This is a genomic window from Anaerosporobacter sp., from assembly GCF_965301125.1.
The window spans coordinates 1-2,023 of sequence record NZ_CBDLAM010000327.1; the positions used below are offsets into that span (position 1 = coordinate 1).

General features: G+C 29.9%; 2 protein-coding genes. Both read right to left on the reverse strand.

Going from position 1 to position 2,023, the window contains the following annotated elements:
• Positions 1-856, reverse strand: an 856-nt coding sequence (locus ACW2QF_RS19465; protein ID WP_455717675.1) for an MFS transporter, incomplete at its 3' end; no start/stop codon positions are given.
• Between the two features lie 34 nt (positions 857-890).
• Positions 891-1,973 (reverse strand): ATP-grasp domain-containing protein, encoded by a 1,083-nt coding sequence (locus ACW2QF_RS19470; protein WP_455717676.1) that lies wholly within the window; start codon positions 1,971-1,973, stop codon positions 891-893.
• Positions 1,974-2,023 lie beyond the last annotated feature (50 nt).

The following is a 2,023-nucleotide window of genomic DNA, read 5'->3' on the forward strand; positions in this document are numbered from 1 at the left end:
TAATTAAAATAGTAAAAAAACCCGATGTTAGAATAAGATTTCCTCTGTCAAATTTATCAACTAGTTTAGAGATAGGTATTTGAGTAATACCTACAATGACATTATTAATCGTTATAAGGAGACTAATAAATTTTATATTGACTCCTTTTTGGCTTAAATAAATAGCATAAAAACTGAAGATAAATACGCTTAATATTGAATCAATAATATTAATAACTGAAATTGATATTAATCTTCCATCTTTCCATGCACTTTTCTTTTTATATTCTTTAGTCTTCTCTTCCGTTCTTTCAACTTGTTTGCTATTGGTTATTTGGGTTGAAGGTAAAATACATACAATAATCAATGCTATACAAGACAAAAATAATAGCGATGAAAAAGCAATTTTGTAGCCAAACTCTCCTGCAATTAAGCCACCTACCAATGGGCCTACACTATTTGCCAAAAATGTAACTGTGTTGTAGATGCCCATATATTTAGCTTCTTGTCCTTCTGGTGTGATATGACCAATATAAGTCATAACCATAGGTAACATCATAGCAGATGCTAAGCCATGTAGTAATCGTGCTCCTAAGAGTATTGGATAATTCCATGAAATTGCATATAAAAGTCCTATGAATGGATAAAGTATTAAACTAATTCTAAGTATTTCTTTTGCACCTTTTCTATCAGCCAGTTTACCTATGTAAGAACCTGACAAAATTCTTACAGTATAAAATGCACTAAATAGAAGTCCCACTTGAACTCCAGTAGCGTTTAAGGTTTCTGCATAAGGTGATAATAATGGTGCTACTATTCCTGTACCTACTACTAGTATAAATACTGCAGCACATACTAAAATTAACCCTTTTTTCACGTATTGCCTCCCTAACAAGTTTTGTACAGATATTTTATATAATTTCAACTTTTAACGAATCCAACATTTCATCAACTTTATCAAAGGAATAGATTTCATCTTTCTCATAAATAATAAAATGTCCTAATCTAGTAAAGTTATCTTTTGTTTTTTTAATCGTATCACCATATTTATAGTTAAAATCGATATTTAATATTGAGTTTTCTATAAACTCTTGATCATATGTAAGTATCCCATCTTTACTAGCTGTCATATAGCGAATAGAGGCGGATTGCACTTCGGGAATTTTTTTAATAGCATTTTCAATTGATCCATCTAATGCAATACTAAGGGAAACTTCCCTTAAATTAATGCCAGTTACACTATCAACAAGTTTATAGATATTATCTCCAGCTACCCTTCCATTAACTTCAATAATTTTAATACCATTCGAAGAAATTTTTAATTCCGTATGAGTCACGCCGTACCTCACATTTAATGCTTTTAATGCACTTATAACAATTCCTTTAATTTCGTTTGATACGTTATATGAAATTTTAGCGGGTACGGTGTGACTTACTTCAATACAATTTTCTGTTTCTTTACTTGTAATAGCTATCACGGTGCTTGCTCCATTAATAGTATAAGTTTCTACACTATACTCTTTACCATCTATATACTCTTCTACTAAAACTTCAGTATCTAAAGTATCACCTATGCAATTTTGCTTAGTAGAATATATTTGCTGGAGTGAATCAATCATTTCTTGGATATTATCACATATAGATACAAGCTTACTTCCTGATTCATTGGATGGCTTAACTACAAGTGGAAATGAAATTCTATTTAAAGTCTGTAATGCTTCCTTCAGAGATTTTATTAATACATAATTTGCACAAGGTATTTTATTCTTTTCAAATACAACCTTTGTATTTTTTTTATTTCTACAAGCTTGAGCAGCATCTTCATTTAAACCATAGTAAGGAATATTATATTCTCTGGCAATTCGAGCAACATGTTCAATATAGTATTCATTCATTGTAAAAATTCTCTCTACTGAAAACTGCTTCATCATTCTACTTAATATTTTTTCTAAGCTATGTATTGTATTTTCATTATCTTCTATTGGGTAATCCATCTTAAGTATCTCATCAATTCCAATATTGTTACTGATACAAGCTATAGAAT

Coding starts and splice junctions, on each gene's coding strand:
- ACW2QF_RS19470 (WP_455717676.1), bottom strand. CDS start 1,973: ATGGATTACCCAATAGAAGATAATGAAAATACAATACATAGCTTAGAA.